Source organism: Nonomuraea sp. NPDC050383, from assembly GCF_044459125.1.
Classification (GTDB): Bacteria; Actinomycetota; Actinomycetes; order Streptosporangiales; family Streptosporangiaceae; genus Nonomuraea.
The window spans coordinates 20,547-46,670 of the sequence record NZ_JBITIP010000030.1 but is presented as its reverse complement, the minus strand read 5'-3'; the positions used below and the strand labels follow the sequence as shown (position 1 = coordinate 46,670).

37 protein-coding genes are annotated in these 26,124 nt (G+C 70.9%); 2 read left to right on the top strand and 35 right to left on the bottom strand.

From position 1 onward, the window contains the following. Positions 1–2: 2 nt before the first annotated feature. On the bottom strand, positions 3–1,187 hold the full coding sequence (locus ACIBG4_RS40775; RefSeq protein ID WP_397207834.1) for a hypothetical protein: 1,185 nt from the start codon (positions 1,185–1,187) through the stop codon (positions 3–5). Then, positions 1,180–4,788, bottom strand: coding sequence for a hypothetical protein (locus ACIBG4_RS40770; protein WP_397207832.1), 3,609 nt, complete (start codon positions 4,786–4,788; stop codon positions 1,180–1,182). The genes ACIBG4_RS40775 and ACIBG4_RS40770 overlap by 8 nt, the downstream gene beginning before the upstream one ends. A gap of 24 nt (positions 4,789–4,812) precedes the next feature. Between ACIBG4_RS40770 and ACIBG4_RS40765 the strand changes: the two genes are divergently transcribed. Then, complete coding sequence (locus ACIBG4_RS40765) at positions 4,813–5,073, top strand: hypothetical protein (RefSeq protein ID WP_397207830.1); 261 nt, start codon at positions 4,813–4,815, stop codon at positions 5,071–5,073. Here ACIBG4_RS40765 and ACIBG4_RS40760 read toward each other — a convergent pair. From ACIBG4_RS40760 to ACIBG4_RS40640, 25 genes are all read right to left on the bottom strand, one after another. Next, positions 5,070–5,537, bottom strand: coding sequence for a hypothetical protein (locus tag ACIBG4_RS40760; RefSeq protein ID WP_397207828.1), 468 nt, complete (start codon positions 5,535–5,537; stop codon positions 5,070–5,072). The two genes, ACIBG4_RS40765 and ACIBG4_RS40760, sit on opposite strands and share 4 nt — an antisense overlap. Continuing rightward, positions 5,537–6,091, bottom strand: a complete 555-nt coding sequence (locus ACIBG4_RS40755) for a hypothetical protein (protein WP_397207826.1) — start codon at positions 6,089–6,091, stop codon at positions 5,537–5,539. Before ACIBG4_RS40755 ends, ACIBG4_RS40760 begins: the two co-directional genes overlap by 1 nt. Beyond that, positions 6,091–6,360: a hypothetical protein gene (locus ACIBG4_RS40750; protein ID WP_397207824.1), complete on the bottom strand. Its 270-nt coding sequence runs from the start codon at positions 6,358–6,360 to the stop codon at positions 6,091–6,093. The genes ACIBG4_RS40755 and ACIBG4_RS40750 overlap by 1 nt, the downstream gene beginning before the upstream one ends. Next, entirely contained in the window at positions 6,357–6,686 is a 330-nt protein-coding gene (locus ACIBG4_RS40745) for a hypothetical protein (RefSeq protein WP_397207822.1), read from the bottom strand. The genes ACIBG4_RS40750 and ACIBG4_RS40745 overlap by 4 nt, the downstream gene beginning before the upstream one ends. Before the next feature lie 25 nt (positions 6,687–6,711). Beyond that, on the bottom strand, positions 6,712–7,137 hold the full coding sequence (locus tag ACIBG4_RS40740) for a hypothetical protein (protein ID WP_397207820.1): 426 nt from the start codon (positions 7,135–7,137) through the stop codon (positions 6,712–6,714). Further along, complete coding sequence (locus tag ACIBG4_RS40735) at positions 7,134–7,577, bottom strand: hypothetical protein (RefSeq protein WP_397207818.1); 444 nt, start codon at positions 7,575–7,577, stop codon at positions 7,134–7,136. The genes ACIBG4_RS40740 and ACIBG4_RS40735 overlap by 4 nt, the downstream gene beginning before the upstream one ends. Before the next feature lie 9 nt (positions 7,578–7,586). Next, complete coding sequence (locus ACIBG4_RS40730; protein WP_397207816.1) at positions 7,587–8,036, bottom strand: hypothetical protein; 450 nt, start codon at positions 8,034–8,036, stop codon at positions 7,587–7,589. A gap of 73 nt (positions 8,037–8,109) precedes the next feature. After that, on the bottom strand, positions 8,110–8,760 hold the full coding sequence (locus ACIBG4_RS40725; RefSeq protein WP_397207814.1) for a capsid cement protein: 651 nt from the start codon (positions 8,758–8,760) through the stop codon (positions 8,110–8,112). Positions 8,761–8,763: 3 nt separating this feature from the next. After that, on the bottom strand, positions 8,764–9,159 hold the full coding sequence (locus ACIBG4_RS40720; RefSeq protein WP_397207812.1) for a hypothetical protein: 396 nt from the start codon (positions 9,157–9,159) through the stop codon (positions 8,764–8,766). Between the two features lie 11 nt (positions 9,160–9,170). Further along, complete coding sequence (locus ACIBG4_RS40715) at positions 9,171–10,100, bottom strand: hypothetical protein (RefSeq protein WP_397207810.1); 930 nt, start codon at positions 10,098–10,100, stop codon at positions 9,171–9,173. A gap of 67 nt (positions 10,101–10,167) precedes the next feature. Continuing rightward, positions 10,168–10,545, bottom strand: a complete 378-nt coding sequence (locus ACIBG4_RS40710; protein WP_397207808.1) for a capsid cement protein — start codon at positions 10,543–10,545, stop codon at positions 10,168–10,170. A gap of 3 nt (positions 10,546–10,548) precedes the next feature. Next, the gene (locus ACIBG4_RS40705; protein WP_397207806.1) at positions 10,549–12,009 is read right to left on the bottom strand and encodes a hypothetical protein; all 1,461 of its coding nucleotides are present in this window, start codon (positions 12,007–12,009) and stop codon (positions 10,549–10,551) included. 6 nt (positions 12,010–12,015) lie between these two features. Further along, positions 12,016–14,052: a DUF935 family protein gene (locus ACIBG4_RS40700; RefSeq protein ID WP_397207804.1), complete on the bottom strand. Its 2,037-nt coding sequence runs from the start codon at positions 14,050–14,052 to the stop codon at positions 12,016–12,018. Next, positions 14,045–14,266 (bottom strand): hypothetical protein, encoded by a 222-nt coding sequence (locus ACIBG4_RS40695; protein WP_397207802.1) that lies wholly within the window; start codon positions 14,264–14,266, stop codon positions 14,045–14,047. The genes ACIBG4_RS40700 and ACIBG4_RS40695 overlap by 8 nt, the downstream gene beginning before the upstream one ends. A 5-nt stretch (positions 14,267–14,271) precedes the next feature. Next, positions 14,272–14,613 (bottom strand): hypothetical protein, encoded by a 342-nt coding sequence (locus ACIBG4_RS40690; protein ID WP_397207800.1) that lies wholly within the window; start codon positions 14,611–14,613, stop codon positions 14,272–14,274. Positions 14,614–14,624: 11 nt separating this feature from the next. After that, complete coding sequence (terL, locus tag ACIBG4_RS40685) at positions 14,625–16,163, bottom strand: phage terminase large subunit (protein WP_397207798.1); 1,539 nt, start codon at positions 16,161–16,163, stop codon at positions 14,625–14,627. Continuing rightward, positions 16,160–16,360 carry a hypothetical protein gene (locus ACIBG4_RS40680; RefSeq protein ID WP_397207796.1) on the bottom strand — a complete coding sequence of 67 codons (201 nt, stop codon included), beginning with the start codon at positions 16,358–16,360 and terminating at the stop codon, positions 16,160–16,162. Before ACIBG4_RS40680 ends, terL begins: the two co-directional genes overlap by 4 nt. Continuing rightward, positions 16,357–16,641, bottom strand: a complete 285-nt coding sequence (locus ACIBG4_RS40675; RefSeq protein WP_397207794.1) for a hypothetical protein — start codon at positions 16,639–16,641, stop codon at positions 16,357–16,359. Before ACIBG4_RS40675 ends, ACIBG4_RS40680 begins: the two co-directional genes overlap by 4 nt. Positions 16,642–16,645: 4 nt before the next feature. After that, positions 16,646–17,608, bottom strand: coding sequence for a hypothetical protein (locus ACIBG4_RS40670; RefSeq protein ID WP_397207792.1), 963 nt, complete (start codon positions 17,606–17,608; stop codon positions 16,646–16,648). Positions 17,609–17,611: 3 nt separating this feature from the next. Then, positions 17,612–17,911: a hypothetical protein gene (locus ACIBG4_RS40665; protein ID WP_397207790.1), complete on the bottom strand. Its 300-nt coding sequence runs from the start codon at positions 17,909–17,911 to the stop codon at positions 17,612–17,614. A 13-nt stretch (positions 17,912–17,924) separates the two neighbouring features. After that, complete coding sequence (locus ACIBG4_RS40660; RefSeq protein WP_397207788.1) at positions 17,925–18,356, bottom strand: hypothetical protein; 432 nt, start codon at positions 18,354–18,356, stop codon at positions 17,925–17,927. Positions 18,357–18,366: 10 nt separating this feature from the next. Further along, positions 18,367–18,660 carry a hypothetical protein gene (locus ACIBG4_RS40655; RefSeq protein WP_397207786.1) on the bottom strand — a complete coding sequence of 98 codons (294 nt, stop codon included), beginning with the start codon at positions 18,658–18,660 and terminating at the stop codon, positions 18,367–18,369. 18 nt (positions 18,661–18,678) lie between these two features. After that, complete coding sequence (locus ACIBG4_RS40650; RefSeq protein WP_397207784.1) at positions 18,679–20,562, bottom strand: hypothetical protein; 1,884 nt, start codon at positions 20,560–20,562, stop codon at positions 18,679–18,681. A gap of 9 nt (positions 20,563–20,571) precedes the next feature. Further along, complete coding sequence (locus ACIBG4_RS40645) at positions 20,572–21,081, bottom strand: hypothetical protein (protein WP_397207782.1); 510 nt, start codon at positions 21,079–21,081, stop codon at positions 20,572–20,574. 3 nt (positions 21,082–21,084) lie between these two features. After that, a complete protein-coding gene (locus ACIBG4_RS40640; RefSeq protein WP_397207780.1) occupies positions 21,085–21,654 on the bottom strand; it encodes a hypothetical protein in 570 nt (189 codons plus the stop codon). A 48-nt stretch (positions 21,655–21,702) separates the two neighbouring features. Here ACIBG4_RS40640 and ACIBG4_RS40635 point away from each other — a divergent pair, with 48 nt between their 5' ends. After that, a complete protein-coding gene (locus ACIBG4_RS40635; protein WP_397207778.1) occupies positions 21,703–22,044 on the top strand; it encodes a hypothetical protein in 342 nt (113 codons plus the stop codon). Here ACIBG4_RS40635 and ACIBG4_RS40630 read toward each other — a convergent pair. From ACIBG4_RS40630 to ACIBG4_RS40595, 8 genes are all read right to left on the bottom strand, one after another. Continuing rightward, positions 22,041–22,280: a hypothetical protein gene (locus ACIBG4_RS40630; RefSeq protein WP_397207776.1), complete on the bottom strand. Its 240-nt coding sequence runs from the start codon at positions 22,278–22,280 to the stop codon at positions 22,041–22,043. The two genes, ACIBG4_RS40635 and ACIBG4_RS40630, sit on opposite strands and share 4 nt — an antisense overlap. Before the next feature lie 88 nt (positions 22,281–22,368). Next, a complete protein-coding gene (locus ACIBG4_RS40625) occupies positions 22,369–22,509 on the bottom strand; it encodes a hypothetical protein (protein ID WP_397207774.1) in 141 nt (46 codons plus the stop codon). Between the two features lie 32 nt (positions 22,510–22,541). Beyond that, positions 22,542–22,892: a hypothetical protein gene (locus ACIBG4_RS40620; RefSeq protein WP_397207772.1), complete on the bottom strand. Its 351-nt coding sequence runs from the start codon at positions 22,890–22,892 to the stop codon at positions 22,542–22,544. Continuing rightward, entirely contained in the window at positions 22,885–23,421 is a 537-nt protein-coding gene (locus ACIBG4_RS40615; protein WP_397207770.1) for a recombinase family protein, read from the bottom strand. Before ACIBG4_RS40615 ends, ACIBG4_RS40620 begins: the two co-directional genes overlap by 8 nt. Continuing rightward, complete coding sequence (locus tag ACIBG4_RS40610; protein ID WP_397207768.1) at positions 23,418–24,449, bottom strand: tyrosine-type recombinase/integrase; 1,032 nt, start codon at positions 24,447–24,449, stop codon at positions 23,418–23,420. The genes ACIBG4_RS40615 and ACIBG4_RS40610 overlap by 4 nt, the downstream gene beginning before the upstream one ends. A gap of 94 nt (positions 24,450–24,543) precedes the next feature. Next, positions 24,544–25,113 carry a hypothetical protein gene (locus ACIBG4_RS40605; RefSeq protein WP_397207766.1) on the bottom strand — a complete coding sequence of 190 codons (570 nt, stop codon included), beginning with the start codon at positions 25,111–25,113 and terminating at the stop codon, positions 24,544–24,546. Further along, positions 25,110–25,373, bottom strand: coding sequence for a hypothetical protein (locus ACIBG4_RS40600; RefSeq protein WP_397207764.1), 264 nt, complete (start codon positions 25,371–25,373; stop codon positions 25,110–25,112). Before ACIBG4_RS40600 ends, ACIBG4_RS40605 begins: the two co-directional genes overlap by 4 nt. Continuing rightward, positions 25,370–26,122: a hypothetical protein gene (locus tag ACIBG4_RS40595; protein WP_397207762.1), complete on the bottom strand. Its 753-nt coding sequence runs from the start codon at positions 26,120–26,122 to the stop codon at positions 25,370–25,372. The genes ACIBG4_RS40600 and ACIBG4_RS40595 overlap by 4 nt, the downstream gene beginning before the upstream one ends. Positions 26,123–26,124 lie beyond the last annotated feature (2 nt).

Genomic DNA, 26,124 nt, shown 5'->3' with positions numbered 1-26,124 from the left:
CGTCACCTCCTTACGGCCGCGACGACTTCGGGGAGCGCGCCGATGTATTGATCTCTGAGGTGGGTGGCCTGGTCTCCGGACACCGCGCTGCTGCCGCCGACCACCGCGCCGAGGAAGAAGTCCATCGCCGTCGAACTGGTCTTCGTCAGCCCCCCGCTCGCGTGCGGGTCGAAGTTGCGAGCGCTGCCGGCGATGACCCGGTTCCCGTTGCCGTCGTCGGTGGAGCGCACCACGTACGAGGTGGCGTCCGTGCAGGTCTCCGCGCTGGCGAGGTAGACCGACATGGTGCCCGAGTCGCCGCGCTGCAGATACCCCTCCACGATCCGGGAGCCGCGCCGCAGGGTGAGGTCGAGGTAGGCGCGGCCGACCGGCGAGCGGCGTACGGCGAGCCGTACGATGCAGCTCTCCAGGTCGTTGCGCAGCACCGATGCCGAGTCCCAGCTCGTGATCTGCGTGCCGCCGATGTCGATCCACCAGCTCTTGGGCCGCCACGCGCCGCCGGTGAAGGAGGCGACCTCCAGGCTCCCGCCGCCAGCCAAGGGCCGGACGCGGACGAGCCCGTTGGCCAGCTCCCAGCCGTCCTCGTCCAGCGGGTGCGCCGTCCCCACCCGCTCCGTCCCCGCGTTGAGAACCCTCACCCGGCCGCGAAGGTAGTCCTCCACCCGGCAGCCCCACCGCGGGCTCACCCCGGCCGGCACGCCGCGATACACGGTGATCAGCCCGTCCGTGCTGGCCCGCGTCATCACCGACGGGGCCGTCGGCCCGGTGTAGTAGGCGTAGTGGCCGACGCTCGGCGCGCTCCACCTTTCGCCGGTCAGCGAGAAGTCGTTCGCCCGCACCGCGCCGCTGAGCCGGCTCTCCAGGTCGACGTCGGTGTCGGGGCCGTGCCGCTGCAGCGAAATCTTCCAGGCGATCTCGGTGATGCCCTGCCGCTTGCGGTCCTTCACCTCGCCCGACGCGCTGGAGATGGTGTAGTAGCCGTTGCGCTCGGACTTCTCCTCCCAGATCGCCTGCACCAGCCCGCCCTGGCCGCCGAGGACACCATCGAAGCGGTCCCACACCTCATCGCGTGTGATCATCGGGCAGACCTCGACGCCGTTGATGTGCAGGCTCCACCCCTGGTAGGCGCTCTCGGTGAGCGTCATCGTCTCCCGCAGCACTAGGCGGCCGAGCTGGAGATCAGCCATTGGCGTACTCCTCCTGCTCCAGCTCACGGATCGCCTCGCGCAGCCGCTCCACCATCCGCCTGTAGCTCACCGGGCTGCTGGGATCAAGCACGCCCTGCACGATCAGGTTCTCCACGTTGACCACCCGGGCCCCAGCCGCAGCCACCGGCGACGCGCCAACCGGACCACCGAACGGGCCCGCGAAGTCCGGCGCACTCGTCGGTCCTGCCATCGCCGCCAACGGCACCTGCAACCCTGCACCCAGCGTCGCGGCCCCGGCCGAGAGCACGCCGTCGAGCGCGCCCGTGACCGCTGCCTGCTGGCCCGCGATGCCGTCGGCCAGGCCGGTCATCATCGACCGGCCGGAGTGAAGCGTCCAGCCCTTCCCGCTGAAGGGGCCTTCCTTGGCAGGGCTGCTCGGGAAGAGGTTGCGGATGTGGTTGAGAATCTCGCTGGCGGAGTTGTAGGCGGCCTGCCACATGCTGTACAGGCCGTTGATCAGCCCCTGCATGATCGACCGGCCGGAGTTGTACAGCAGTCCGCCGAGATCGCCGAGCGCCCCCTGGATCTGGCCCGGCAGCGCGGAGACCGTGCCGAGCACGGAGCTGATGCCGCTGCCGACGGCGTTGCGGATGTTGTTCCAGGCGCCGGAGACGTAGTTGCGGGCGCCGTCCCACGCCTGCTGCCAGTTGCCGCTGATGCTGTTCAGCGTGTTGGAGATCGTCTGCCGGATGTTGTCGATCCGCTCCGAGATCGTCGACCGGATGTTGTTCCAGGCCGAGGTGACCTGGGTGAGGACGGACCCCATCCAGCCTCCGATCAGGCCGGGCAGTTGGCCGAACCACGACACGGCGTCCTTGATCCACTGGACTCCGTCGCGGAACCACTTCGTCATCCCGTTGATCAGATCGGGGATGATGGAGTGGCCGACCAGCGTGTCATACAGGTGCTGGAAAACGCCGATGATCCGCTCGACGGCCGGCGCGACGGCGACCACCAGTTCGGCCACCACCAGGCCCACCCTCGTGATCGCTAGAGCCAGCTCCGTCAGCTGCGGTATCACCGGCAGCACGGCCGGCAGCATCTCGATCAACTTGACCGCGATGTCGGCCAGCAGCGGAATCAACGGCTGCATCTGCATGGCGACCTGCGCGAACGCTGGAATCACCGAATTGATGATCACCGGAATGAGGTTCAGCAACGGCGGCAGCAGCTGCGTGATCAACGCGGCGCCGATGTCGCCGAACGCCTTGTAGATCGGCTCCATCAGCGGAATCAGCATGCCCAGCGCGCCTGAGACGGCCCGCAGAGCTGGCTCCAACGCGGAGCCGAGCGCCGCGATGATCGGCCCCAGCAGCACGCCGAGATTCGTCAGGGCGCCGCCGAGGACCTGGCCCAGGATGCCCGCCAGTTGAGCGATCACCGGCAGCAGGGGGGCGGCGGCGATCAGCACGTCGGCGATGCCCTTGCCCAGCGCGAGCAGCCCGGCCGCGATGGCGGGGTCGGCGAACGCCTTGGCCAAGTACTGCGCCACCGCCACCAGCCCAGGGCCGAGAGCTGCCAGCGCGGGCCCCAGTGCCTTCAAAGCAGCTGTCAGCGCGGGGGCCAGCGCCAACGCGATCTTCCCGATTTCGGGCACCACCAGCGCCAGCGCGCCACCGAGGGCGGCGAACACGTCGCCGAGCGCCCGGCCGAGCGGCTCCAGCGGGCCGATCGCGGAGACCATGCGGCCGAACCCCTCCACCATCGCGACCAGCCCAGGGCCCATGGCAGCGATGCCCTTGCCGAGCACTTCGACCGCCTTGGCCAGCACCGGGCCGAGAGCGGTCGCCACCTTGGCCGCCTCCGGGGCGATAGCCGCGATCGCCCCGCCCAGCGAGTTGATCACCGGGGTCAGGGCACGGCCGACCTTGTCGAGCGCCTGAAAGACGGTGACGAGAACCTGCTGGCCGCCAGCCGAATTGACCCACTGATTGAACGTCGAGACGAGCTGGCCCAGCACGCCCAGCGCGCTCGTGCCGCCCTCCCGCGCCGCCTGGAAGATCCCGGAGAGGATGCCGACGAGGTCCTTGGACAGGGTGCCGAGCTGCTTGAGCACGACCAGGCCCGCGTCCATCCACGCCCACGCCTGACCCGACTCCGCGATGCGGGACATCCACTGGCCGAACTTCGTCAGCACGTCCGTGAGTCCGCCCGACATGCCGGCCAGCCACGACGTGCCGACCGCGCCCAGGTCGAGGAAGCCTGTCAGGAGCGGCTGCAACGCCTCGCGGATGCCGCCGAGCAGGGTGCGGGTGTCGCCCAGCACCGTGCCGAGCTGGGCGATCGACTGCGATGCGGTCGCGAAGTCGAGGACCGTGCGGACCATGCCGCCGAACTCGCCGGCCAGCCCGGCGACGGCAGGCTTGAGCGCCGCTACGGCCGTCGCCCACTCGGCGAGGCGGCCGCTGATCGGGGACAGGAAGGCGTCCTGCGCGGCGGCCTTGAAGCCCTTCAGTAGCGGGATGGTCTGCTGGAACTCGCCGATGAACGCCCGGCCGCTGTCGCTGAGCTGCCCGAGCGCCGCATCCAGCTTCTTGACATCGCCCGACAGGGCGGCGCCCATGGCCTCGCCGAGCCCGCCGGTGGCCAGCTTCCACGTCGTGAACGCCGCCGCCCCGGACAAGGCGACGCCGGGCAGCGCCGCGAGCAGCCCGCCCAGCGGCGCCAGCTCGGCCGCGAGCGTCACCACGAACCCGGTCGCTGACGCCGCCGCAGCCCCCAGCCCGGCCACACCAGCGGCCCCAGCCCCCACCAGAGACAACGAAGACGCGGCGCTGGCGAACGCCCCGCCCAGACTCTTCGAGATGCCGAGCAGGCCGCTCATCACCGAGCCGGACCGGTCAAGATCCGGGTTGAGCCGGGACCGGACAGCGGCGCTGAGCTTGTCCGTCTCCCGGCTCGCGTCAGCCTGCGCCTTCGCGTACGCCTGCGACACCTGCGCCGCCCGCTCAGACACCTTCGCCTTCGCCAGCGCCGCGGTCGTCGCCGCGATCTCCGCCTTCTCCTGCTCGCGCGCAGCCAGAGCAGCCAGACGGGTCGCTTCCTCCTTGCCGAGTTCCCCCTTGGTGACCTGCTCGGCCGCCTCAGCCGCCTTCTTGCTCGCGGCCTCGGCCCGCTCGGCAGCTTCCTTCGCCGCCAGGCCCATGCGTCGCGCCGCCAGCTCCGCTTGCGCGAGCTGGAGCTGGAATCGCTTGATCGGGTCGAGCGCCTGCGAGAAGCCTGCAGACGCCTCCTTGCCCATGGCCTTGGCGAACTCGCGGCCGGCGGCGTCGCCGACCTCGGCGCCCAGCTTCTTGCCGATGGCCACGAAGGGGCTGGCGTCGTCGCCGAACTTGACGCCGTTTTCCCTCATCCGGTCGGCGAACTCCCGGCCAGCCGCCGACCCGGAGGCGCCGCCGATCTGCTCGCCTTCGGCCTCGAAGACGCCCCGCTCGGCCTTCAGGCGTGCGGACGCATCGCGGGTGAACTGCTTGCCGAAGTCGTCGCCGACGCCCTCGAAGCCCTTCTGGACGTCGTCCTTGAACTTGTCGGTGAGGGCTCGTACGCGTACGAATGCCTCCGCCAGCGGGGTACCGGGCATCATGCACCCCCCGCCGGTTGTCTTGTGCTGTGGCTATCCGGCGGCGGCGAAGCGGGCGATCAGGAGCCTGCGCGCCTCGCGCTCCTCCGGCGTGCGCGGGCGGCGCGGCGCCGGTGGGGGCGGCGGCGAGAACGTCTCGTCGAACGCCTGATGGGCGTCGCGTTCGACCTTGTCGGCGATGCCCGCGAGGGCGAGCAGCGCGGTGCTCTGGATGGTCTGCTCACGCCACTCGATCCACAGCGCGTGGACGAAATCGAGTTGGTCGCGGAGCGGGAGATCTTCTAGCCGTAGGAGACCACTCGCCGGGTCTCCGGCTCCGCGGTCGCCTCCTCCGCTGGCTTCTCCTCGACGGTGCCCCGCTGCAAGGAAACGACCCGAGCAGTACCCCCACCTTCCGGCGGCCCATCGGGCGAGTCCGAGGGCCGCCCCGTAGGGCGGCCGGCGTCCTCGCTCGCCTCCGCCATGGTGCCCGCGATGATCTCCACCAGGAGGCCGCCGTCCACGTCGTGCTCGCGGCAGTGACGGCGGAAACGGGCGTACTCGGCCGGGCCGAGCAGGCTGCGGTAGATGTCGGCCAGGATGCCTACGCCCTCCGGGCTGCCGTCGTCGAACCCCTCGGCGGCCAGCCTGGCGAACTCGCTGAGGTCCATGAGCGAGACGGTGCCCTCGCCCTCGAAGACCTCGCCGTCGAGCTCGAATTTGGGGCGGACGCGATCAGTCTTGCGGCCCTTGCTGTTGTAGGAGCGCATCAGGCCGCCCTCGCCTCATCCATGAGGACCTTGAACAGCTTGGCCGCCGCAGGCTTCTCCAGCTTGAACTCGCACGGAATGACGGCCTTCTCCGCACCCTTGCGCCGGTTGATCTCCAGGCCGCCCGTCTGCAGCGCCTTGCGGTACACCCACCGCTCCTCGCCATCCTCGCTCTCGAAGCCGAGCATCACCCTGACCTCCTCACCAAGATCCGGCGGCTCGAAGGTGACGATCCCAGTTCCGGCGACGATGCTGCCGCCGTTGAGGGCGCGCTGCAGGTTCTTCGCCGTCATCTCGGCCAAGGCGAAGGAGACGGTGCCCTCGCGGCTGGTGAGCGCGACAGCGACGGGGTCGAGCTCCTCGGCGACCTCGACGTTCTCGGAGTCCACCGAGTAGGCGAACGACGAGCCTTCGTCGGTGTAGCCGAGCGGCACCCAGTTCGGCGACACGCTCTCCCACGAGGTGGTCAGGTCGGCAGGCTCAGGGGTGCCGAGCACGGCGATGTACAGCTTGCCGGGGCCGAGCGCGATCGCGTTCGGGTTTCCACGAGCCATCAGGCTTCACCTTCCTTGCTGGTGGCCTGGCCGGTCTCGGTCTCAGGCTCGCTTGGGGGCTGGTCGGCGGCCTCGTAGCCGTCGGGGAGGCGGACCTTGGCCTGCCAGCCGTACCGCTCGACGTGCTCGGGCGGCACCTGGTCGCCGAGGTTGAACGCCCTGCCGAACTGGCCTCCGATGAACAGCGGCGCGATGGCGATGTAGTACGGCGGCGCGGCAGGAGCCGGGTCGGTGGTGGGCGACTTCCCGTCGCGGCGGCTGGCCATCATGACGCGTACTTGAAGCAGCCGATGGTCACCGACGCGGCGTCCGGTGTGTACGTCAGATCGCACCGGCCGTCCGCCCTCGCGAACATCCGCGGGACCGGGATGTGCCACCGCTCACCGGCGGGGATGGTCACCGACCGGTCGGCGATGGCCAGCCCGCTCACGGTGCCCGGCGTCGCCATGACGACCGTGCGCGCCGCAGCGTTGCCGTTGAGGACCTCCAGGAAGATCTCGTCGCCGGCCGGGCATGTGTCGCCGCCGCCGGACGCCGCAGCGAGCGTGATCGCCGCGCCTCCCGGTTGCATCACCTGCAGGGGTAGAGCCGCCATCGAGAACCTCCAGGTCAGGGCGGGATCAGTAGATGAAGAAGGACGCGTCGACCAGGTACTGCCACTGCTCGCGCTCGCTGTCGTGGTTGTCGACGAGCAGCGGCCCCACGACGTCGTCGGCGGCCAGGCACCGCCGGTCGCCCATCACCGCGGGCGTTCCAGAGAGGGCGGCGAGGGTGTTGGCGTAGGCGACCGCCGCCAGCTCGGCGGCCTCGTCGGTGCCTGCGTAGATCGACGCGGAGATGCGGGGGCTGTCGATGAGGTCCTCGGCGACCAGGTCGCCGGCGCGGCCGATGCGGGTCAGTAGTAGGTAGGCGCCGTGGCCGGGCGAGCGCGGGTGGGCGCGGAGCGCGCCGAGCGGGATCGGCCGGCCCGGGCCGACGAGCGTGCTGGTCAGGCTGTTGAGCCAGGTACGGACGATGGTGACCGCGGCGACGTAGCCGGCCATCATGCGCCTCGCAGGTCTTCGAGGGCGGGCCGCAGGTGAGGGTAGGGCCGGGTGCCGGGGTGGTTGACCTTCTTCGCGAATCGGACTTTGCCGTCGCCGCCGATCCACCGCAGCCAGCCGTTCGGGTTGCGCGGCCGGATCACGTGAGGACGGGTTCCAACCTCCATGAACAACCCGACGGGCTCACCGTGGATCGAGCGGGCGGGGCTGGAGATGTCGCGGTACTGGCCGATAGGGTCGCGTCCACGGTCCCACCGAATCTTGGACTTGAGGTAGCCGGGTGGACGCCCGTCGGATCCGTTCGCGGAGACAGGAGCGCGGCGTTGCGCTCCGCGCTTCACCCTCTCTCCGAGGATGTCCATGTGCCGGCCGACGGGCCCCTCGTAGGACTTGAGCAGCCGGTACAGTTCGGGCTCGTTCCACACCCAGGTCATGTCGGCCACGGTCGCCTCCTACAGGGGGTAGTCGCCGTACCAGGCCGGGTCGGGCATCGCCCAGACGGGCATCAGGGCGCCTTCGGGGCCGGAGCCGGCGTCGTTCACGCCGTCAATCAGGCGTTGCAGGGCGGCGATGGCGCGCCTGTCGAGCTGCTCGTACACGCTGACGTCAGCCTGCCGGTCCGGATACGCGAGCTCGATGTCGGCCGCTGCCCGTAGCGCTGCTGCCTCGGAGGCGAGCGCCGCTAGGTGGGCCGGGAGGGCGGGAATGGTGCCGCCGACCGCGGCAAGCACCTCGGCCACCGCGGCGACGATCTGCCGTGTGGCCTGCTCGTCAGTCGGCGTCGTCGAGCCGTTGAACGTGCCGAGCATGCTGTCGTCGCCGGGCGCCGCGGCGGCGGATCGTGTGCGGGTGGGGATGTGGTCGGCCACCTGCTCCAGGCTCGGCTGCCACGTCTCGGCCACGGCGACCTCCCTTCAGTGTGGGGGTGGCCCGGCGGGCGGCCACGGGGAAGACCGCCGGCCGGGCCACGTCTCGTCAGGTCCGCTTGATGACCTGGGCGCCCCAGGTTGCCGCGGCCGGGTCGATCGGTGCCGCCGTGATGTTGGCCACCCGGACGGTGACCGTGTTCGCCGCCGAAACCCGGCCCGCCCACACCAGACCGGCATCCGGGGCGGCAGGCGGGGCGAGCACGACGGCGTCGCCGACCGCGGCACCGGTGACGGTGATGGTCAGTTCCTGCTGGCCCGCGGCGGCGACGGCCGGGAAGTTGAGGCTTGCGGACGCGAACAGCGGGCCCGAAGACCCTGCCGCCGTGCCGAGCACCTGCACCTTGCCGCCGGCCGCCGCCGTGGTGAGTGCGATCCCGGCCTGCGCGCCAAGCGCACCCCCGGACAGCGGCAGCACCTCGACGGCGGACGCGCCGGCCTTGACCGGCTGCCCGGCCGTGACCCCGCCCGACCCGGCCACCAGCTCGTGCACACCCCCCGCCAGCGGGTGGACGGTGACGCGCGCCCCGTTGGCCGCGTCGTGGGCTGCGACACCGACCACGCGCTGGCTGTCCGCCGTAGCGGGGGCGACCGATCCTGACCCGGACACCTCCACCAGCTGGCCGCCCGTGATGGACGTGCTCGCGGTGGAGGTGATGGGCAGGATGTTGGCCGTCTGCAGCGGGGTGTAGTCGGCCACCGGTCAGTCCTCGCGCAGGGCGGCGATGAGGTCGTCACGGCTCATGCCGTTGGCCTCGTCGCGGTCCATGCCGCGGGCGACGGCGTAGTCGACCCACGCCTGCTTGCCGGAGCCGGGCCCGGACTCGGGCGGCGCCGTCGGACTGTCGTCCTTGGACTCCTCCCGCTTCTCCGACTCCTTGACCACAGGAGCAGGAGCAGGTTCCGGGGCAGGCGCCGGTGCGGGAGTGTCGAAGCCGGCCACCTTCGCGATCATCCGCTTGCGTAGGTGCCGATCCAGCCACTCCTGCGAAGCGTCGTCGGGCACGAACGCATCCTTGAGCAGGCCGACGACCTGCTGGCCGCGCTGCGTCATGGTGGGCACCGTCACGTACGGCGCCACCACCTGATAGCGATCCACCACCAGCCTCCTTAGACGCCGGTGTTGGTGAGCTCGACGGCCGCGCCGGGCTCCTGGACGATCGGCACCGTCAGGCGGCGGCCCTGCAGGTCCCACTTGTCGGCGGTGTCCACCCGGATGCTCTTGACCTGGACGGCCAGGTCGCTGGTGGCGTAGCCGGGCGCTGACGCCATCTCGTCGGCCATGCCGCCCAGCTGCGTGCTGTCGAGCACGAGCGGGGTGGTGATGGCCGGGGAGACGACGATGCGCAGCCCGGCGATGACCTCGACCTCGCCCGTGTAGACGGGGCTGTCGAGCGTCTCCCGACGCAGCGCGTTAGTGATCTTCTCGTCGGACATGACGATCGCGTAGGCGGTGTCGTTGAGGGCGAGAGTGTCGGGCATGTAGCCGAGGTTCTTGCTGACGACGACGGCCTTGGCTTCGAGGATGTCGCGCAGGATCGTCGGGGTGGCGGCGGTCCAGGCGGCGCCGCCGCCCGAGGTGACGTCGAACGTGTCCGTCACCGCGCTGGCGATGGCCGACATCGTCACGCTGTCGACCTGCTTGATGATCGAGTTGACCACCTTGCGCAGCACCCGGTCGACGGCGGCGCCGCCGTACACGTTGCGGGTGATCTCCTCGTCGGTGATCGGAACCTTCTGGCCCCACTTGCTGACCGAGGCGATGGCGGCCGTGCCGGTCGGCACGTTCGCGCCCGGGTACTCGCTGCCGGGGCCGACCGCGGTCACAGCCCGGTCGGTCACGAAAGGCTCCGCCATCTCGTACAGCACCGCACCGCCCGAGGTGCGGAACCGCTGGGTGAGCAGCCGGTCGCTGACGAACCGCAGGTCGCGGAACGTGCGCAGGCGCCGCTGCAGAGAGGTGGGGCTGTTGAGAAACCGGCTGATCGTCTCCAGATCCCCGCTCAGGGTGGGAGGCGCGGCCGGGTAGCTTCCAGGCATTTACCTGTCTCCTTACATGCGAAAACCCCCGCCGACGGCAGGGGCTTTTCTGCTTCGCCTGGAGGCCCTATCGGCCCAGGACCTGGACCTTCGCCGTCTGCGCGGCCGTGGTGAGAGCGATACCGACCCGCAGGTCGTAGGTGCCGGCGCCGATCGGCAGCACCGCGTTCGCGGCGGCGCCCACCTTGACGGTCTGCCCGGCGGTGATGCCGCCGGTCCCGGCGACCATCTCGTGCACGACACCGACGAGCGGGTGCACGGTGAGCGGGGTGCCCGAGGCGGCGTCGTGGGCGGCGACACCGACCACGTTGACGGCGTCGGCGGCGGCCGGGGCGACGGTGCCGTTGCCCGAGACGCTGACGAACTGGCCGCCCGTCACGGTCGCCGACGTGGTGGCGGTGAACGGCAGCAGCCCGCGAGAGAAGATCGGCGTGTAGTCGGTCATGACCTAGGCCCCCTTCGGCGCGGGCGGGAACAGGTCGGCGAACTCGGCGTCCACGTCGAAGCCGTCGCCGCCGGGCAGGCCCAGGTCGGAGACCGGGACGGTGCCCGCGGTGAGGCCGGCCAGCAGCTGGGCGGTGCCCTCCGGGTCGGCCTCGGCGACGCGCAGCCAGTGGTCGCGCCTGCTCGGCGCGAACTTGCCGGCGCGGATCGCGTCGTCGACCATCCGCTCCCGCTCGTTGCGCTGCTGGGAGGCGCGCACCTGCTCCAGCCTGTTGAGTCGGGTCTGCAGGTCGTCCCACACCTGCCGGTCCACCGTCACGGTGCCCGGCGCGTTCTTCGGCGTCTTCCCCGGCGAGCCGTCACCGCCAGTGGCGGCGAGCTTCTCGACGCCGGCCAGCAGAGCGGCCGGGTCGAGGTCAGCGTCGGCGGGGAGGCCGAGCTTGGCTCGCAGGTCCGCGAGCTGCTCGTCACTGAACTGCACAGTGTCCTCCTTGGTTGGCCCGCCGACCGGGGAGTCGGTGACGGGAGTCTCTGGTTGCGGGCCGTCCTGCTCGGGCGGCTCCGGGGTGGGTGCGGCGTCCATGCCGGCCGTCTGCACTCGGCTGTCGGGCGGGTCGTCGCCGGTGTCGGGGGGGCGCAGGTCCTGCGGGATCGACTCCTCGCGGGACGCGAACACCAGCGTGCCGGCGGCCATCTTGTCTGGCCTGTCGACGTACTCGACCTTCACGGCGACCCGCTCGCCGAACTCGACGTCGTCGCCGGCCATGGCGATCGGAACCCGGTAGTAACTGCCGCTGCTGTCGTCCATGACGATGAGCTGCAGCGGGTCGAGCTGGATTTCGCAGATCCAGTCGGAGTAGCCGGCGCGTTCGTAGTAGCGGCGCCGGACGTCCTCGCTGGACACGCCGGCCGCCAGCTCTGGCGTGGGCGGGGGCATAGGCCCTCCTCCTTTGATCGTGTAGGTGACCGGCGTCGCCTCGCTGCCGTGGGAGGCGGCGACGTCGTAGAGGGCGGCGACGTCTTGCAGGCTGTCGAGCGTTCCGATGCCGGGCGCGGCCACGCCGAGCAGCGCGACGGCGGTGATGACCATCTGGTGGGTGTGGCCGATCTGGCATCGGAATCCCCTGGTCGCCTCGATGCTCCGGTCGGGGTAGGCGCTGGCCAGCACGTCGGCGAGCCAGGCGGGCAGGCCGCGGTAGTCGCCCACCACGGTGTTGCCGTCGTCGGCGGCGCGCAGCCCGGACACCCAGCCGACCGCCGGCTCGCCGTCGAACCGCGGGTCCACGTGGCCCAGCTTGAGCACCGGGTTGCGGACGGCGGGGCAGTCGAGCGCGGCGATGGCGGCGGTGAGGTCGTCGCGGGTGATGGTCGCCTCGCCCGAGGAGAGCCGCCACGTGCCGGCCTGGGCCAGCTCCACACCGGGGATGCTGACGAGGGCGGACGCGCGGGGCACGTCGATGTCCACGGCGGCCTACCTCCTGTCCCAGATGGCGATGACCTGGCCGCGGCAGCGGATCCCGCCCAGGCACTTCACGTAGGCGCCGTTGCCGTAGGCGGCCTCGGCGGCGTCGAGGTCGTCGAAGGTGGTGCCGTCGATCGCCCGGCAGTTCGCGCACGTCGACCGGTCCAGCACCTCGCTGGCCATGTACCGGGCGGTGGGCGCTTCCCGCAGGACGACGAACCGTCCGGCCGACTGGGCGCCGCTCAGCGCGCCACCCACCTGGTCGCGCACGGTGCGCAGAGAGAGCGCGGCGAGAATCGCCGCCACCTCGACGGCGACCGCCGCGCCGGCAGCGCCGGGGACGGCCAGCCGAAGCGCCGCCGCGGCGGCGGCCCCGGCCAGACCGGCGGCCAGCAGCGCGGCTACCGCGACTGCGACCGCCTCCAGGTGGCCGTCGTCGATGGGGGGTTGCTCGACGCTGACGCCTTGGGCGGCGGCTTCGGCCGCCATCTGCTCGGCGCTCGTCTCGGCGAGCTCCAGCATGGCGACGGCCAGCAGTTCGGCCGCTCCTGTGCTGTCGATGGTGAGCTGGGTGAGCGCTTGCACGTCGCCGGCGTCGACCGCTGCGGTGATCTGCTCGGCGAGCTGGTTGCGCCAGTCCTCGGCGATCGACGGCCACGCTTCGAGCACGGTGTCGAGGGCGTTCTGCCACGCCTCCTGCACGTCGGCGAGATCGTCCGGGCCGGCGGCGGCCCGCATCCGCTCGGGGCGGCCGGCGCGGGCCTGTAGCGGCTCGGGTGGCGTCTGCGGCGGGGCGGGCGGGGCGGGCGGGGCGATGGCTGGCGTGGGCGGGGGCGCAGCTTGGGCGCGTTCGGGGAGCCTCCACGCTTCCCGCACGTACGCTTCCAGCGCCGGGTCGGGTGAGAGGGCGCCGGACTTGAGCAGCAGGTCGAGCGCTTGCGCGGTGACCTCCTGCCGGGAGCCGACGTCGGAGACGACGATCCGCGGGGCGGGCTCGTCGGGCCCCCAGTTCAGGTCGACGAGGTCGGTGACGATGCCGGGCATCCCCGTCTGGCCGACCGTGGCGGTGTCGGCGATGTCGTCGGCGATGCTCTGGAGGCTGAGCAGGAACAGGTCGAGGAAGCTGTCGCCCAGGGCGCGCGATCCGTTGCTGGTGTCGCCGAGATCCATCAGCCCGGCCAGCGCCGACCTCGACATCTGCTGGTCGAGGTAGCGGATGAAGCCGAGCGCGTCCGGCACGCTGCCGGTCATGCCGGTGATCGCGAGCCGGAAACCGTCCGGCAGGCCGACCCCGGCCCGGTCGCCGACCCGCATCGCGGCTGCGAGCCGCTGGGCCTCGGCGATCTGGGCGGGGATGGCCCCGGGAGGGGCGGACACGGAAGGCACGCCCATGCCGAACCGGCGGACGCTGGTGGCGTGGACGCGCCACACCTCGTGCTTGAGCAGCCAAGCGCCGTACGCGGGCCTGAGCAGGCTGCGGCCGGTCCAGTTGGCCGCCTCGCGGTCATGCACGTACCAGACCAGGCGGTTCGCCGGGATCGGGCGCACCGCGGCGAGGTTCTGCGTGATCGACTGCACGGTTTCGTCGGCGGCGAGCTGGAGTTGGCCGATGGTGTGCGGCATCCGCTCGCCGAGGTTCACCAGCCGCGCCTGCCCGCCGACGATCGCGTATCGCCTCTCGAACGGCATGAACCCGAAGGTCAGCGACAGGAGGGCGAGGCGGAGGTGGTCGGTCCAGCGCACACCGCGCCTGCGCGCCGGACCAGGCTCGGGATCCACCCCGAGGATCGGCAGGCCCAAGTCGTCGGCGACGAGCTGGACCACCTCGGGTCGGCAGCCGGCCGGGTCGACGGCCCAGGTGGCGCGGCGGATCGGCAGCGTGTACGCCGACAGGACAGCGGTGAGCTGCGGGTCGGTGCGCATCAGGGAGTAGGTGCGGGCGGACAGCGGCCACGTCAGGTCGGGGATCTGTTCGAGCAGGTCGCCGTACCACACGCCGTAGTTGGAGTCGAGGTGGCCGATGTCTCGGGTCGGGGCGCTAGCCATCAGTTGCCCCCTTCTCGATCAGGTCGGCGGCGTCGCGCAGCAGGCTGGCGATGCGCCGCCAGAGCTCGTCCTGGTCGACCTGGACTTCGACCTGCCAGTGGCCTGAGGGGTCCTTGCTGGCGGGGCCCGTGACGATGGGGATTTCCACGGTGCCGATCTGGGCGGCCGGGGTGGTGCCAACCTGGAGTACGACGGGCAGGGTGGGGCTGGCCATGCTGATCACCCCTGGTCTGTTCGGCTCCACACGGCGTCGTTGGCCCTATGCACGGTCTGCCAGAGCTCCTGGCGTCGGGCGTCGCTGGCCTCGGCCCATTGGTCCCGCAACGAGTCCACGGCGTGTACGAGCTGGCGCACCTCAACGGGGAGGTCAGCGATCTCGGCGGGTTCACCGGATGGCCGCATCTTTCGGCGGAGGGTGTACCCGTCGTTGAGGGTGTCGGCCAGTGCCTGCAAGAAGGGCGCTAGCTTGCCCCGCTGCGTGTCGTCCGGGGCGAGCGCCTCGATGGTGCCGACGTCGTAGGCTGCATCGCCCACGGTCAGCGTGACCGGCAGAATCGCCACGTCATCCCCGTTCAGTAGTTGATCGACATCAAATCCAGGTCTGATCCGCCGCCGGTCGCCGCCGAGTACGCCTGCCCGATCACGTCGTCCACCAGCGAGCCGCCGCGGCGGGCGTCCACCACGGCGGCCGTCTCCATCGGCAGCCAGTGCGCCCCTGCGACTCTGGCGGCGTAGGCGACCACGTCCACGCAGTCGTCGTGAGCGGCGTTCGGGAAGGCCATCAGCTCGTCACGCCAGTCGCCCCAGGTGGGGAACCGGTCCTCGGGTGGGAACCACAGCCGTCCGGAGTCGGCCCTGGCGGTCGCCGGCAACGCCCTCGTGATCTTGTCGGTGTCGGCGTGCAGCTCCTGCACCGGCACGCCGGCCCGGCCCGCCTCGTAGACGAGGGTGGTGCCGAACATGCGGGACTCGACGAACACGACATCCGCCGACCAGCGCTCCCGCAGCGCGCGGACGGCCGGCCAGTGCCCGGCCGGGTCCATGCGCTCCCGGATGCCGTCGAGCATGACCAGGTCGCCGTCGACGCCGATCGCCCACACAGCGGCGGCCGTGTAGTCCGCCGACGTCTTGGTGCTCGCGGCGAGGTCGACGGTCAGGAACCGCCAGCAGTCCCGCAGGTCGATGACGCGTTCGCCCAGCAGGATCCGCTGGTCGGCGCCCTTCGTCCAGTGCCGCAGCCCGGACCTCTTGAAGAGTCCGCCGTCGGCAGGGGCGGGCCGCTGCTGGTAGAGCGCGGCCCACACATACTCGCCGACATCGGACCGGATGCGCGCCCAGTCGCGGTTGCCGCGCGCCGACCGCATCGCCTGCCCGGGCGCCCGGCCGAGCGGGTCGTCGTCGGACTCGGCAACCGCGGGGATGGACACGACCGTCCACCGGTCAGGGTCCTGCTCCAGCAGCCGGCCGGCCAGGTCGTTCTCGTGCCAGCGGGTTTGCACCAGCACGACCCGGGAGCCGGGCCCGAGCCGGGGGACGGCGACGGCCTGCCAGAACCGCCACGCCCGCTCCCGGTAGACGGCACTCTGCGCCTGCTCCAGGTCTTTGATCGGGTCGTCGATGACCATCACGTCGACCGGCTTGCCGGTGAGTGCTCCGGCGACGCCGACGCAGTAGACGCCGCCCTTGCGTCCATCGATCTGCCAGCGGCCGGCCGCCCGGGAGTCGGCGCGGAGCCGCAGCCCAAGGTCGATGGTGCCGTCGGTGCCGTCGAAGGAGTGGGCGTCGAGTTTGATGTCGGAGCCCCAGCGGCGGGCCATCTCGTCGGCGTAGGAGACGATGGCGACGCGCAGGTCAGGATCGTTGGTGAGCAGCCACTCCACGAACCGGTGCGAGACCCGGACGCTCTTTCCCTCCTGCGGCGGCATGAACACCATGAGCCGGTCGATGTCGCGGTCGGCGAGCGCGACCAGGTGCTCGTCGATGACGTCGAGCGCCGGCGTCTGGACGGTGGTGGGGTCGAGGGCGGCGGCCAGCCGGCCGGGTGTGGCCCAGCGTCGGGGGCGCGGCTGGAAGTGGCGGGCCGCCACCTCCCACGGCGACAGCACAGTCACTTAGCACCGCCCGCGTCGAGCTTCCGCTCGGTGCGGGCCGCCTGCCAGGCTGCCAGGTGCGCGGCGATGTTGGCCCACAGCGACATGAGCGCCACCCACAGGACGCTGTCGCGCCACCAGATCAGCGTCGGTGCGATCAGCAGCATCCACGTGACGGCGAGACCGAGCTGGACGCGCGCCCAGCCGCTGGAGGTCATGGCGTGCCGACCGTGAGGAGGCCGGACCGGCGGACCGGCCGCTGCGTGCTCGTGGTGATGCGCGTCCACACCACGTAGGCGCCCGGCTCCAACTCCAGGTCGCTGCCCTCGCCGATGACGAGCACGGCGTCCGTGCCGTCCCACGCCGCCGGACGATAGTCGGAGTCGGCCGGCTCGCCCGCCGACTCCAGCACCACGGCCAGCTGGACCGGCCACGCGGAGAAGTCCGCATTCCAGTCGACGCGGAGTTCCTCGCGGGAGGTCGCGGGCATGTACGCCATCCGGCTAGTCACCTCCCAGGCGGGGCGTGCCGACGGGCCAGCCGAGCCGCGCACGCCCGGACGGCCAGGTCAGGCGAGGCAGGCCGACACGGATGGGCGGCAGGACGGGATCGACCGCTTCCGAAGTGCCGGTGATGCTGACAGTGACCGCAGGCAGGACCGCGGCGAGCACGGCCTGCGGCGGGTCGGACACCTGGCAGGTCAGCGACGCGGTCACGGCGGGCAGCGCGGCGGCGATGCTGCCCTCGACCTCGATGACGCCCGACAGGGCGGCGGTCAGCGGCGGCAGGCTGGCGTCGACCTGGCCAGCCACGTCGACCGTGGCTGTGGCCGCCGCGGCGAGCGGAGGCAAGACACCGTCGAGGTTGCCTTCGACGGTCACCTCGCTGGTGAACGAGGCAGCGAGCGGCGGGAGTTGGGCGTCGAGAACGGCGGTGATGGTGTCGGAGAGCGTGGACGCGCTGCTGCCGGGGATGCCGTCCCAGGAGCCGCCAGGGCTGGTGTCGCCGTCGAAGTAGTCGCCGAGCGTCGCCCTCTGCTCGACCAAGACCATGGTGGCGTGCAGCGTCGTGACGGAGTAGTTCACGCCGTCCAGCACGAGCTGGGCGGTGGCGGTGCCGGCGGGGGCGGCGCCGGTGAGGCTGGCCCGGGACACGGTGCCGCTGGTCAGCGTGTATGAGCCGTTGCTGTAGGAGATGACGGCGTCGGCGGCGTCACGCCACTCGATGTAGATGCTGCCGCCGGCCGAGAAGCCGTTGGCCGGGCGGACGTACACGCTGAGCGTGTAGTCCAAGCCCGGCGCCGCCGCCCCTGCGGAGGTGCGGAGGAACGTGCCGCTGGTGTATTCGGCTGCGAAGGGGCGGTCGAAGCCGGTCACCGGCTGGCGTGTCGGTGTCGCTTCGCCGCCCCACCCGGCCGCGTCGTTGCTCAGGCACGGGTTGATGCAGCTGTTGTGCCTGGTCGCCATCAGCTACACGAGCGTGGAGCTGCCGCGCGACACGAAGCCCTGCAGCGGCGGCAGGCTGGCGCACATGTAGGTGACCTCGTGCGTGACGGGCACGCCGTCGCCGTCGCGGACCCACTCGCCCTGCTCGTCGAGGTCGATAACCGTCAGCACGGCGCGGACCTGCGGCTCGTTGTGGACGTACATCATCCAGCCGGTGACGAGCGGGATGCTGTTGGTAGAGCACCAGTTCATCAGCATCTTGTACGGCGGGCTGGTCATGTGGACCGGATCGTGCCGGACCTCCACCGTCAGGTACAGCGACATGGCAGGACTCCTATCAGCCTGACGGCATCGTCACAGTGCCGGCGTTGATCGTCACGTTGACGCCGGTCGAGATCGTGGTCGTGTTCATGGTCAGGTCGCCTCCTCCTCCGGTCGCCGAGACGCTGCCGTCCAGGACGCCGAGCCCTGTGCCTGCGGCTTCGGCGGAGTCGACGAGGCGGAACCATCCGGCGGCACCGTTGGCCAGACCGGTGACGGTCAGGGCGGGGGTGGTGTCGAGCCCGACGGCGCCGGCGACGGCCGCGGCGAACGCCGGGTCGCTCAACGTGAATTCGGCGAGCAGCGTGCCGGTCGGGGCGGTGGCCGGGGTGGCGGGCTGGCTGCCGGAGTAGATGCGCAGCTTGCCGGCCCCGCTGCCGCCGTCGACGAGCGCGGCGATGGCGTTCGCGGACGCGTTGCGGGCGGCGGTGTTGATGCGGACTGCCATCGCGGTCCCTTCAGGTGATGTGCAGCGGGTAAGGGCCGAGGACAGGCACCTCGGGCGTGGACGTGATCTTGACCCAGATGCCGTACGTGAGGCCCTTCGCCAGGGCGCCGAACGGGCTTGCCGGGCCGATGAGGAGCGCGGCGCTGGTGCCGATCCAGTCGGCCGTCTCCCAGTCGCCACCCGCAGGGTCCTGGTCTTGCGGGACGACCGCCATCTCCACGGGGAGGGAGGTGAGCGTGGCCGGGCCGGCGATGGGCACCTTGACGTACTCGGTGGACAAGCTCGGGATCTGCATCGCTGTCACCGGCCACCTCCCAGCAGCTCAGGTGGTGGGTGGGCCGGCTGACCAGCCGCGGCTGGCGTCGCCGGCCGACCAGCCGCGGTCGAATGGCTGCGACGTCCAGCCGCGGCGAGGCGCGCCTGCGACGACGTCGATGTCCTGGTAGGTGACCACAGTCAGCGACTCGGTGGCGGTGGCGCTGTCGGCGAGGTCCTTGTTGTGGGTTTGGATGACGGCCAGGTCGTCGGTCGCGGTGGCGCTGTCGGTGAAGGCGGCAGTCGCGGCGACGGTGAGCGACTCGCCGGCGGCGGCCTGCTCATCGAAGACCGGCGTCGGCAAGATCGTCCACGTGTCGTCGGCGCTCGCCGCGTCGGCGAGGTCGACTGGGAAGCCGACAAGAGCCGCGTCGTCGGCCGTGGCCGTGTCAGAGAAGCCGACGGTGACGGTGACGGAGAGGTCATCGGCGGCGGCCGCGGTATCGGCGAAGTCGACGCTGGCGGCGACCGTCAGCGTCTCGGCTGCCGTGGCGCTGTCTGCGATGGGGGCGTCTACGGAGACGTCCACGGCCTCGCTGCCGGTCGCGCTGTCGGCCAGCGACTTCAGTGTCACCATCGAGCCGATGTTGACCGTGAAGCCGTGCCACTCGCCGACCGACGTGCTGGCGGTGAAGTCGGCGGTGCCAGTCGCGCCGCCGCTGGCGAGCGTCCGCGTCGCAGTGGTGGTGAGCCCGTACGCGGCCGACTGGATGTCGGTGCGTTCGGTGAACCCGGCCGGCGAGGTGAAAGTCACCGTGCCGCCGGGTGAGTGGAGAGCGACGCAGCGGATCTCGAAGTCGCCGGCGCCGGCTGTGGTCGAAGGTGTCGTCTTCGTCGTGCCTGAGCTGGTGCCGCCCGTCTGCGCCACCACGGGCGTGTCGGTCGAACCGTCCTGCACCGCGATGATCGAAACTGACCCGTCGGCGTTGCCGGTCTGCGTGAACCCGTAGGTGGCCGGCTCGGCGGCGCCAGCTACCTTCCACCAGACCTTGCTGCCCGATCCTGTGCCGTCGTCCCGGGCCCGCGACGTCAGCAGTTGCCAGGCGCTGCCGCCGGTCGGGGTGGCCATCTCGGCGAGGCTTCCCGTGTCGGCGGCGTGGAAGGCCACCAGGATGTCGCCTTGCGCGACGCCTGCGGGTTTCGGGCAGTTGAACGAGCTGTTGGTGCCGGAGGCCACCTGGGACGCGGACCGGAAGGTCGGCCCGGACGGAGGCGGGGCCGCTGCCGGGAGGACGATGCGGCGCCGCACGGAGCTCCACGAGAGCGGAGGCCCGTCGTCCAGTGCTGCTCCTGCGCCGCCCGACAAGGTCTGTCCGGCGCCGCTGTAGTCGGTGCCGTCAGGACGGAGCAGCGGATACCAGGCGCGCAGCCCGGCTGTGCGTTGGGGCTGGTAGGTCCAGGACTCCAGCTCCAGCTCGTCCATCGAGAGGGCTTGATCCCACACCTTGAGCCCGGCTACGGAGCCGTTGAGCCACTCGCCGGCCGCCTGCCCAGCGGCGATCCGCAGCGTGCCCGCGGTGATCGTCACGTTGTTCTGTGGCGGCGTGCCGCCGATCCACGTGGTGGACCCTGCGGTGCGGACCCGGACCCGGGCCACGCCGGGGTTGGCGGTGGACGACAGGCCGATGAAGGTCCACTCGCCGACCACCAGGGTCTGTCCGGCCAGGCCGAACCAGCTACTGGCGGTCGTCTGGTATGCGAGCGCTGAGCCGTTCCACCCGGTCAGGCGCAGATAGTTGCCGCCGCTGCCGTCATCGATCATCCAGATGACGGAGGTGGCCGCCCGGTCCACCATCAGCTTGGCCCAGCAGGTGACCGTCCAGTTCGTTACGGAGCCGAGGCTGAGTGAGCGGGCATACTCCTCGCCGGAGTTGTCGAAGCGGACCGCCACGGCGTCCTCCTACGTGTCGGAGTAGCTGAGCCGCACGCTGGTGAGGATCACGTCCGCCGTCGAGGTGTCGGCGCCGTCGTTGGGCAGTCGGGAGATGCGCAGCCACGCTTCGTCCCCGGCCGCGATGCTGTCGAGGTTGGAGATCGTGATCGTGGCCCGCTGGAGGCGCTGCGCGGTGGTGCCGGGGTGAGCCTTCGTCACCTGCTGCGCGGTCGCGAAGCTCTTGTTTTCGACGTCCTGGGTGTCGGTCTCGGGGGTGATCGCGGCGAGCGCGGCCTCCCACACGCAGGCTCCTGCGGTGGAGGCGTCGTTGTAGAAGATGATGTCGCAGGTGATGCTGCCGGAGCCGTAGGCGGCGGGCTCGAACTTCCAGTAGGCGCGCTCGGCGGTGGTTCCGGCGCCGTCGAAGGCGAGGCCGGTGACGGGGAAGTTGGTGCCCGCGTTCCGCTGGTACTGGGGGAACGCGGTGCTGGCGAACGCGGCTTCTTCGGGGGCGAGGTAGAGCCGTACGGTCGCCATGATCTACGTGAAACTGACGACGGCCGTTGCCGACCAGGTCTGACCTGCGGCTTTGGTTCCCTGAGCGGACACGGCGGCGTTGAGCAGGGTCGCCGTTTCGGTGGTTCCGTCCGCTGTCCCCTGGTCGATGCCGAACTTGGCCCACACGAAGTTGGCGACCGCGCCGCCGAACGTGGCCGCGAACGTGAGGGTCCTGGTGGGCGGCCCAGCTCCGACACCCACCGTCGGCGCACCGGACACCAGCTTGAAGTACTTGTTGGTGGAGCCGGTGAGCGTGGTGTCGGCGGTGGTGACCGCGGTGGCGCCGTCGCCGACGCCGATCCGCGAGTGGGTGGCGTCCCATGCCTGCCCGCCGCCGCCGATGGCCAGGGTGAGGATGCGCAGCCAGCCGGCGCTGAGAACGGCGTTGCCGAGGTGGTCGCTGGAGTTGTACGGCTGGACGCCGAACTGCCGGAACACGGCGGCGTCGGGCGTGTGGATGCCGCTCGCGCGCTGCACCCACGCTGTCTGGTCGGCGTCCCACCGGTCGATCAGCCAGTGGGTGGTGGCCTGCCCGAGGTCGGGGAGCGGCATGGGTGACCTCCGTGGCGATCGGTCGAACGGATGTACGAGAATGGCTGAATGGAGTCGAGTCGGGTTGACCTGCACAACTGGCCGCACAACCCCGCCGAGCCGGGCGGCTGGGTGGCACCGCACGGTGACCCGATCCACCGCTGGAGCGTCGCCCACGTCCACGCCCGCTACATCGCCCCCAAGGTGCTGCCCGGCGACCGCGACGAGCACGGCCGGCCGATGCGACCGCGCATCGAGTTGCACGCCTACCTCGTCGACCTCGACGGCTCCCAGTTCGGGCTGCCCGACCACGAGCAGGTGCTGCTGCACCAGGTGCCGCCGGTCGGCTGGTGGCTCATCAAACCCGCCGACGACGAGCACCTTGCGAGGATCGAACGGTTCAAGGTCTAGGCGGCGGCCCGGTACCGGTCGCGCAGCTCGGCACGGGCCTGCGGCGTCTCGGGGACTGGCTCGCCGCGGTAGATGCAGGCGTCGATCGTGGCCAGGTCCCGGAAGTCGTAGAACACCTGCCGGCCGTCCTTGCCGAGTTGGGCGGCCTGGTAGCGGCGCGCCCACTGTCGAATGGTGACCGGCTGCCGCTTCAGGCGGCGGGCGGCGGTGACGGCGGTGACGGGTTCGGGGTTCAAGGCGCACCCCCTGAGAATGCGGAATGCCCTCCGCGAGGTGCGTGAGGGCATTCGTGTTCCGTCTGCGCGTAGTGTTACATGCCGCTGGTCAGGCGGGCAAGCCGAGCCATTCCCGGACGCTCAATCCCAAGGCGGACTCGGGGATGGCGATGGGCAGCAGCAGCGGGATGACGAGCACGCCGTCAGCGACAGGGTGCACGTCGCAGGCGAGCGTGTCGATATCCGTCATGAGATCCATTATCCCAGGTCATTCGGATCACGTCACCCGGTTGCACCGCTGCCACCCTCTCGCTTCTCGTGCTGCCTGCGCTCCTCGTCGCAGATGTCCATCAACAGTTGGGCTGCGGTCCACTTCCACTTGATCGGCGGCATCGCCGCGAGAAAGTCCTGCCCCTCTCCCTCGGGAACCTTCTCCAGCATGTGCTGCCGCATCGTTTCGCCGGCGGCCTCAATCTTCCCCATTGCTTCCAGCATGGCGTCGGACACGGTTGGGGGGCGGCGCTCGGCGATCTCTCGGGCGCGCCGTTCGATGTGGGCGTCGAGGTCAGCGATGGTGGAGCGCAGCGTTTCGGCGAGCGCGGCGGCTTCGGCCATGGGGTCGCGGTCAGCCATCGACGCCCACCTTCATCGTGCCGGCCCTGACCGCAGCGATCCGCTCGATGGAATCCGGCGTCGATGGCTCAGAGTCGGACTCTGAGGCGTACAGATGACCCATCAGGAGCTGCACAGCATGCTCGGCTGAGTGGCCAGCCTGTATCAGCCGCTCGAACACCGCTCGCTCCTGGTCTGCCTGAGCCCAGGCGAGGTTGACGCACAGGTCACCGTTGGGCCTGACAGTGCTCAACCCGTCCAGAAGGCTCACCAGTACCACACTCCTGGCTTTGAGATCGTTGAGAAGCCCGCTGTAGCGCTGGTCCCATGCGCTGGGCAATTGGTTGACCCGCCAGACCAGCAGTTCATCACCACTACGTAGCCAATTCAGCGCCCGGTCGAACTCGGGGCGCTCTGGGCCAGGGGTGTCTTCGTATACGCGTATGCACCCTGCCGCAACGAGGTCGGCCCGATAGATGTCGCGGATCGGCGAGGCCGGCGAGGCGCACAGGTAGCCGACACGAGCGGCGTTCACCGGAACTTCGTTCATGAAGTCTCCTTACCAAGATGGCGGGCCTCGCCCTGGGCGAACTCGGCGCCGAGCGCGTACGCCGGCGACCGGTCGAGCAGGCCGCGGGCCCGGTCGTAGCGGCGCGTGGTGCGCGGGTCAGCGTGGCCGAGCAGATCCTGCACGACGTGCAGCGGGTACTTCTCCAGCAGGTAGGTGGCGATCGAGTGCCGCACCGAGTGGGGTGACAGGCCGTCCCACTGGGGGACGCCCGCGGCCTTGGCGATGCGGCGGACGAGCCGGTACACGTACGGCTGGTCGATCGGCCGGCCAGTCGCGGTGCTGAACAGCGGGCCCGGCGCCGGGCCGCGCTCCGCCAGGTAGGCGTCGAGGGCGACGGACGCGTACGGCGGGACGATGAACCGCTTCGTCTTCGTCCCGCCGCGGCCCTTGACCGGCAGGTCGATGACCCGGTTCCCCTTGTCGTAGCCGAGCGCCCCCGTCTCGACGGCGACGACCCCCCCGACCCTGCAGGCGGTGACGACGAGCAGGCACAGCAGCGCGTAGGTGCGGGCGGTCTCGTACTGGCGGGCGTGGGCGAGCATCCGGTCGAGCTCGTCCTTGGACAGGCTGCGGGTCTTGGACACGTCCTCGACGGCGGGCCGCTCCATGTCGAGCAGCGGGTTGCGTTGGGCGGCTCCGGCGCGGACGAGGTAGCGGTACCAGGAGGAGACGGCGGCGAGGCGGCGCGCGCGGGTGGAGTCGGCGAGCCCAGCCGCGCGTATGGCTGCCGCGTACCGGTCGGCTTCGAGCGGGTGGACGTCGGCGGGGTCGAGCCTGCGGGCGTGGAGGTAGGTGAGCCACCAGCCGAGGTCGGTCACGTAGTACTGGCGGGTGCGGGGGCTGGCCCGTTTCTCGCCGTCGAGCCATGCCGCGGTGGAGGCGACGGCGAGCGGGGACAGCCCGGCGGCGTGCATGAGGTCGACGAGGGTCTGGTCGTCTCGGGCGGGTGGGCGGCCGCGTAACGGGGTGGGCGTGTCGGCGAGGGGGGCGAGTGCGTCATGGATCACTGGTGGTCTTCTTTCGAAGGGGGGATCCGCGTGACACAAGGCTACGCCGGTTCGCTACCTGATAACAGACATTCTCATGTAGCGAAAACGATCTCTATTGGAGCCCCAGTCCTTCCCTGCGCTCGGCGTCCGCGCGCGCGTCCGGCCCGCGGTACTGGTCGATGGGCACACGCTCCACGTTGACGATCTGCCGGACGAGCATCACCTCGCCCTCGGCGCTGGCCCGCCTGGGGCACACCTCGTAGAACGTCATGTCGCCGATCATGTGGCGCTGCGGCTCGTCGACGTCCCACGGGCCGTCGAGGCGGAAGTGACCGCATTCGAGCGTCAGCCTCCACATCGCAGAACCCGCCGGCCCGCGGGTATCGTGCGGCGCCCGAATCATGGCTTCCACAGAATCGGCGAGCCTTTGTAGGTTGCCGAGGCGCTGCTGGATCCAGTCGAGTCCACTCGTTACGGTCGTGTCCCTGGCGATGAGCCGCCGCAATTCGGCGGGGGCGTGCTGCATGAACTCGACGACGGCCTGCTCGTCGAGGCCGCTCGCCAACTGCACTTTGCCGTCGATCCAGAGCCAGTCGCCGTAATGCTCCTCGTCGCTCGTGTGCTCGACCCTCGCCCAGTCGATGCGCTCGACGGCGGTCAGGAGATTCTCGATGTCGCTCACCTGGCGCTCAGTTCCTCGTCGGCCAGGGCCGCCAGCATGGCCGCGGCGGCGGACATCTCACGCAGCCGATCCGGGCTCATGCCGTAGAGCGCTGTGCGGGTGGCTTCGAGGTCGCCGCGCAACGCCCACCCCATCGCGCCCTGGGCGGCGAGGATGCGGCCCGTCTGCTCGAGCGCTTCGTTGAGCTGGCGTGAGGCGCGCTCGAGCCCGTTGCGGACTTGCTGCTGCCACTCCAGGCTGCCGAACTGTGGTGTGCTCATGACGCTCCGACCTCCTGCTGCTCGTGCTCGTCCGCCTGCCGCGCGTACTCGGCATCGTGCTCCGACTGGTTCAGCAGCCTGCCACAGGCGCACTCGTAGTAGCCATCGTCCTTGCGCCGCACCTGCCGTTCGCTACAGCGGGGGCACCGGATCGGCGACATCGTCGAGACCGGATCCGACTTGGTCATCTTCCGAAGCCTGGCCTGCCAGCCCAACACGCCGAGCCCGAAATCGACGCTCCCGGGGTGGAGCAGGATGTCGTCGAGCTCGCCCAGCAGCCAGCCCACCGTGAGGGTGCGGGCGTGGGTGCCGCGGGCCCGGCGCGGCCGGTCGGGGTAGCGGCGGTACTCCCGCCACTGGCCCTCCACCATGCTGAGCGCCCCGTACAGCTCGTCGAGGGTGTTCACGATGGAGAGGTGCGACGGGGCGGCGACACCGTTGGGGCCGGCGGGCGCGCTGCCGCGGTGGCCGTCGATGCTGGCGGCGAGGAGTGCCGCGGTGTCGTCGATTTCGGCGAGGGCGGCGCGGATGAGGCGGGCGCAGCGGTGGTCCCAGACAGGGTCGCCGAGCGGCACGGGGATGGTGGGCTGCTCGGGCGGCTCGGGGCGCTGGCCGCGGTCGTCGCCGGGGGTGGCGAGCCACGCGGTCATGGCCTCGGCGTGGTCGGCGAGCGCCTGGTCGTAGGAAGTCCAGGCGGCGCGCGCGGCGCGGTTGCACACGCCGGGGCAGGCGTTCGGGTTGATCGGCATGC